Annotated in this window: 8 protein-coding genes and 1 pseudogene; 6 read left to right on the top strand and 3 right to left on the bottom strand. The window is 37.0% G+C overall.

The features are described 5' to 3' along the window. Positions 1-237: 237 nt before the first annotated feature. The 4 genes and pseudogenes from PUQ00_RS32010 to PUQ00_RS32025 form a co-directional block, all read left to right on the top strand. Positions 238-399, top strand: a pseudogene (locus tag PUQ00_RS32010) (site-specific integrase); the annotation flags it as partial. A gap of 391 nt (positions 400-790) precedes the next feature. Beyond that, positions 791-1,018 carry a hypothetical protein gene (locus PUQ00_RS32015; protein WP_300423964.1) on the top strand — a complete coding sequence of 76 codons (228 nt, stop codon included), beginning with the start codon at positions 791-793 and terminating at the stop codon, positions 1,016-1,018. Between the two features lie 32 nt (positions 1,019-1,050). After that, entirely contained in the window at positions 1,051-1,245 is a 195-nt protein-coding gene (locus PUQ00_RS32020) for a hypothetical protein (RefSeq protein WP_300423965.1), read from the top strand. Positions 1,246-1,304: 59 nt separating this feature from the next. Next, entirely contained in the window at positions 1,305-1,634 is a 330-nt protein-coding gene (locus PUQ00_RS32025) for a hypothetical protein (protein ID WP_300423966.1), read from the top strand. 283 nt (positions 1,635-1,917) lie between these two features. On the opposite strand, the gene PUQ00_RS32030 is transcribed toward PUQ00_RS32025, so the two are convergent. Genes PUQ00_RS32030 through PUQ00_RS32040 form a run of 3 tightly spaced genes read right to left on the bottom strand, consistent with a single transcriptional unit; the run spans position 1,918 to position 4,150 of the window. Next, positions 1,918-2,094: a hypothetical protein gene (locus tag PUQ00_RS32030; protein WP_300423967.1), complete on the bottom strand. Its 177-nt coding sequence runs from the start codon at positions 2,092-2,094 to the stop codon at positions 1,918-1,920. An 8-nt stretch (positions 2,095-2,102) separates the two neighbouring features. After that, positions 2,103-3,284 (bottom strand): hypothetical protein, encoded by a 1,182-nt coding sequence (locus PUQ00_RS32035; protein WP_300423969.1) that lies wholly within the window; start codon positions 3,282-3,284, stop codon positions 2,103-2,105. Further along, positions 3,281-4,150 carry a hypothetical protein gene (locus PUQ00_RS32040; RefSeq protein ID WP_300423971.1) on the bottom strand — a complete coding sequence of 290 codons (870 nt, stop codon included), beginning with the start codon at positions 4,148-4,150 and terminating at the stop codon, positions 3,281-3,283. The genes PUQ00_RS32035 and PUQ00_RS32040 overlap by 4 nt, the downstream gene beginning before the upstream one ends. A 514-nt stretch (positions 4,151-4,664) precedes the next feature. On the opposite strand from PUQ00_RS32040, the gene PUQ00_RS32045 reads away from it, so the two are divergent. Next, positions 4,665-4,988, top strand: coding sequence for a helix-turn-helix transcriptional regulator (locus tag PUQ00_RS32045; RefSeq protein WP_300423972.1), 324 nt, complete (start codon positions 4,665-4,667; stop codon positions 4,986-4,988). A 503-nt stretch (positions 4,989-5,491) separates the two neighbouring features. Then, positions 5,492-5,878: a hypothetical protein gene (locus PUQ00_RS32050; RefSeq protein WP_300423973.1), complete on the top strand. Its 387-nt coding sequence runs from the start codon at positions 5,492-5,494 to the stop codon at positions 5,876-5,878. The last annotated feature ends 83 nt before the right edge of the window (positions 5,879-5,961 follow it).

Here is a 5,961-nt window from a genome sequence, read left to right on the forward strand (position 1 = left end):
TGCGTATATATTTTTTTCCATTAAAGTAGATAATCCCTCTCTCGAAATTATTGCTTAAAGGGAATCCTAGCTTTTTTTTTGTCAAAAAGGAGAGTCTTACAAGTCGTGGCTCAAACTTATTTTTAACTTTTATGTATTAATACTGCCTAACATGTATAAATATATTTTGATTACTGGTGAAAGGATTTAGCGATCGCACTTTTTTTTCCAGACCTCACAAAATCGCATTGCTCCCCTTTTGCTACAGAGCGAGTGGGATTAATGGGGATTGAAGAACTCAGGGCGCTTATGGGACATGAAAGCATTCAAACAACATTACGGTATTAAAAAGTAACGTCACAACGTGCAGAAATTGTGGCACAATTGGCGTTAAAAAGCCTACCAAACTTTTCTGAATAATTTCAGCATATAACTGACTAAGTGTGATAATAAAACAATACTTTTGCCAAAACATACCATCCTTGGTGCAGAGAATACATACTACTCTGCACCAACAAAATAAGGGTAATCAACCACTCAGACAAAGCATCAGCTATCGCACTGAAAAACAATAAAACAAGATTATCCATCAAGTCACGAAAAGGGAATTATGACCAAAAGCACCATTGAATACTACACTTTGCAGCCCAGCCAATTAGATTTTTGCACTTCCCATAAAAATTGGTTTCGTGGAGGATTGCTTTTTTTATTGGAAGATGGGACAAAAAGTTTATGCTCTAAATGTTTTGAAACAATTCATCCAGATTTATTTCAATCATTACTAAACGAATGACGAAAACGGAGTATTGTAATGACAAAAGATTATTCAAATCGCACCCAGTTTCCTGAGCAAGAAATAACTTTAGGAATTCCAGATTTTGCCGATGATCCTGATAGTATTTCTATGCCTGAATTATTTTTTGAAGATGATGGGATATATGTAAACTGTTGTCACTGTAGGGGGCTAGGGTATTTGTACAGTGATACTGGCTGGATTTGCCCTGAATGCGATGGCACTGGAATTGGCGGAATGAGATAAGAGATAAGGCAAGTGACAAAATGGATAGAGAAATGGCTACAACTAAAAAAATTTTTGGTTGGATTAAAGATCCTGTTGAACGCCAACAAGCTAAGAAAGATTTACTCCCAGAGTACTACGAGTACTACGATGATTCGGTGTGCGACAAGTGCAATGGAGGTGGATTAATTCAAATCGAGGATGAATTGTACTGTTGCCCTCATTGCAATGGCAGTGGTTCTGTCTAGCTAATGTCCAAAATGGCATTTGAATTCAATTTGCCCAATTAAAAGCATGAATTTATACAATGAGAATTACTGAAATTTACGTGAGGAATAATTGTTTAGTATTTTGCACCGATGATGGATGTAAATCAATTTATCATCTATCAAATATTGTTGTAGACACAGGCTTATCAATAGATTCCCTCTCTGCCGAAAAACTACCAGAATCAAGAGTACAAGAAATTATTGAAGCTGAAGGCGAACAAATATCAATAATTGAAATTAAAGGCTCAATTGGGAGATTAGAAAATGCGGAAAATTGCCTTGATGCTAATTATAATGAAGCTTCTCACAGCCGCTCTTATTGGTTTTCCGGGCAAATAAACAATATTTTAAATCAACTTTTTAGTTGACTTTGTGAGTTGAAAAGGGAATTATGCTTCATTTAATAATCGAAGTTAGAGAAGATGACCTTCAAGAAGACGATTGAGACAGGGTAAATGTGTCTAAAAATACTAGTATTAGTATTTTTGAGAATCTTATAGCCTGAAAGTGATTCGTAGCAGTACTTTCAGCCTATCTTGCCTCTGCTGAAAGCTTCGCTGTATCTACGCCAAATTACACCTATCTCGGCTCAATCTCACTTACGGGTGTTATTGAAAAATGGGTGGCTAAGATGCTTATGGGGGAAGGCTTTTAGCCAAGCGCGTACAATTTTCCCGTTTTGGCACGGTGATGCCTATTTTGATATTCTGCATCAAGAGAGCGAATTTCAATTTTTTTATAATTAATCCACTGTTCATAACGGCTAACAACATCTGAAAGAGATGCAAAGCCATCATCATCTTGTACTAACCCAGCCAAGGGAGCCATTGGTACTTCTATCCCAATATCAGGGATGATAGCCTCCAGCTAACATCATGTAAGCTGCTAGAACTTACTTTTTTATTGAGGCGAACTTTCCACAGTTGCTGTAACTCTCTAAAATTTTGAGCTTTTTCTCCCAAGATATGATTGGCTAAGGGAATGATATAGTCACCGCCACCATTCGTGCGGAGAATAATAAACATACCTATTTCAATATCAGTAACAAGTTCTTTTTTTACCTGTAATTCGTCATCTTCTACTAAATCAATTACAATGGTTTTAGCATTAGTTTCAAGGAAAACGGCCGTGTTTTTCTCTAAGAAAAACAAACGTGCTTCGACAGTTTCTTCGTTGTAACTAAATGATGAAAAAGTAGATATTTTTTTAGCAATCTTAATCCAATCTATGCTCGGAGGTATGATTTCATCTGCTTCAATGCCTTCAGAAAGGTTCTCGGTAGTTTTTATGTTTACCTCTTCCTTCGTAGAAATCGGTAAATAGACAAAGTTTGATGGTAATACATTATCTAAAGAGGGAACAAATACTGGTTTATACTGCCATTTATCTTTTATACAACTGTAGTGAACTATGTCTATTTCATGAGTTCGTGGTGCAGTAAAAATATAATCAGGAAACCAACGACTTGCACCAATAACAACTAATTTCTCATAACAAGTATTTGTACGTAACTGAGATGGTACTAGTATCGAAGTTTTGTGTAGTTGAGGAATTTTAGATAATAAATCCTCTAGTGGAGGAATCAGGTATGATTCTTTGAGTACTAAAGATGCATTCGGATAATTTGTTGCTATAAAATCTAGCAGTGGATTTTCAGGAGATTTTGACAAATTTATTAGAAGTTTGAATATCTCATCTGCTGCTGAGGCAAAGTCTTGATATATAAATTTGCAATTTTTCAGTTGCCTTTCTATAAATTTAATAGTTTCAGGTTGACAAGCTATAGGATGGTTAAATGGTAACGGTGCTGCACACAATTTAAATCGATACTGTCTAAAGGGGCGTAAGAAATTTTTCCAGTAATCTTCCTCTACATTTTCACCAAGTAACAGCTCAAACTTTTTCAGCGACAGGCAAAAAATACGAAAATCAGTATGTACTATAAGATTTTGTTGAATTTTTACAAGGCTGCTATATGAATAAATTTTGTCTACAGTTGATAGCGAAATATAAGTCATTGGCAAGTTTCCTGATAAACGACCATTTCAACACCAGGAGGAACCGGGATAATATTTGGTATTTCTTCCCCATTTACACGGTTTGCATAATCAGATTTGATAATATCTACTGATTCTTGAAAGTGGGGTTCTGTACGCTCTAGTAAAATTATCCAGTGAGAATTACGCCAGTCATCACGCCATTTAATAAACCCAGTTCCACCATCAAATATGGTTACATGGGGTACTAATATATTTACTGTTTGTGGAGGATGATAGCCCTGTGATGGTAATATTTCTGAGCGATACACTTGACCTGGTAAAAATTTATGTACTCGTAAGATATCTTGTAAAGATCCTCTTTCTGATTTAGATGGTGATAAACAATTGGCAAATCGTATTTCTAATATCTCGTTTTCAAGAGCGCTAACACGTCCAATAACTGCACAATCTAATCGAGTTTTTGTTATTAATTCATTTGTATCAGCTTTATCAATTACACCATCTAGAAAAGTATTAGGGCTATGAGTAATAATAGGACTGCCAGATTGCTTTTTAGGAAGAGTAATACTTGGCTTAGATGCAATCGCTACATTATGGGATTCTTTAACAGATACCAGGCTAGTTAGACCGCCACTGCTTTTGTCTTCTCTTTGGATTCGTAGTCGCCGTTCACCATAAGTTTCATCGATACCCTGATAAATCCCTTTGTATCTCCTATTATAAGAATTAAGAAAAACTGATGTACCTTTTGGTAACTGACACAATTGTTCAAAATGTCTATTAGTGTCAATCCTTTGGGTGGGAATATTAACTCTTCCTAGCACAGCGCCTGAAGCTGCTAAGGCGGCGGCGTAATTCCTAGTGGGAATAGCAAGAGCTAACACTAAGCGATTTTTTCTACTGTCACATTGTGCAACCCAACGACCTATATGAATAAAAAAATTTCCCCATGATGGTAGGGGAAACCATTTTTGATAATTATCGGTAAAATAAAGATTAGTTTTGCCAAAAAAACTTTGTCTGTTATACGTATCTATTGGTATCATAAAATAATAAACTACTTAAACAATATACATTTTATATATTAACTATTCATTAGCAATTGATACTCATCTCTTAATCATATTATATTATATTTTATTTTTAATACACTTACCTACGTGTATATACTTAAAAACAACCTTACAGGGTTAGGCTTTGGTTTATATACAGTGGTAAAGCTGTCATTACCAAACCACTTGTTAGCCAACCCTCAGCCCAAACAAAATTGGAGTATTTGCATGATATTTGCACGGCTTGGATAAACATAACTATGCCTTAGCCTTATCGCGCTACCTCAATATAAGCTACTAATAGTTGCAGTGAGCCATTGCTTTTGTCAACTAAAAGTTACATAATATGATTAGCCAAGAAGAACAATTAGAGGTCGTAATGTTGCCGCTTAGTGAAGTGGGGTCTATTAGGTGGACAGATGCGCGTGGGTATAAGATGCGTGCATTACGTGGTGATATGCCATTAGTAACTTTGTCCAAAAAGCTTGCTGAACTTGAAGTAGAGATTTCTCGCCAGTATCTGAACAGGATGGAGACAAATACAGAAGTCAAAAACGCTTCTCCAGAGCTTGTCAGTGGCTTATGTCAAGTGTTTGGCTGTACCTTAGCTGAATTACTGTGTCTGAAATCAACCAAAATTGTGCAATTAGGGGTTGACAACTGCAACTAAAAGTTGCACAATGATTGTAAGGAAAAGCGAACTGTCTGCATCCGAACGCAAAAAGGGATCGCAAACTAATTCAACGAACATTGACGAACCAAAACTGAAGTGCCGCCGGGAAAAGTAGCCGGAGCTAAAACCGGAATACCCGGAAGTAACCTTGTAACGCTCAAATCGCCGGAGATAAGTCCGATGACCTAACTAAGTCTGAAAACTGGTTATCAAAAATCAACATTCCAGAATCAAGGCGCTCGCTACTCCAAAAGTATGCGGTCGCCTTTTGCTATTTCATAAGACTGCAATTAGGACAACCACTCAATACCTTCTCTAGAGCCTGGTGCTGTGAATTTTTGCTAGACAATAACTGAAATTTAGAAATATGAGGCTACGCCAAATGTTTTTGAGAGCGTTGCGGTAAACCACAACGTTGTTTGCACACATAACAAAAGCGATCGCCCACGTCTGGTAAACACAGCGATCGCCTTTTTACCCCAATCAAGAGGCAATTTCTAATGATGACACAAACTTCAGCCCCTACGCCAACAAAAGATCCACTAACCACACAGGATCGCGAAATCATTGCAACCATCGTCAATCAGTCGGACTACTCCAAAAACTGCCAGCCCGAAGATGTAGTGACTATCTGGATCAACAGTGATGATATCGTGTGGGTGAAAATGACCCACGGCTATGCTCGCTACCACAAAAAGCAGTTCAAACGTGGAGTAGCAGAGGTGAAAAAGAGCCTTTCCACTCCAGTAGAGTGCAATCACAAGGAAGAAAAGGAATTAAAACAAGCTTCTGAGAAAATTGGCTTGTTAGGTGATTGTGACTGGCTATCGTTAAGCGTCCAATACTATCCTGATAAGGTAATCGGTCACGCTGGTTGTTATATATAGCAACCGAAGCATAGATTAGGACATAATGGAAGTAAATGACCTTCAAAAACAAATGCCAGCATCTTATAGTTACGATTTAAGAA

Source organism: Nostoc sp. S13, assembly GCF_029379315.1.
Lineage (GTDB): Bacteria > Cyanobacteriota > Cyanobacteriia > Cyanobacteriales > Nostocaceae > Nostoc.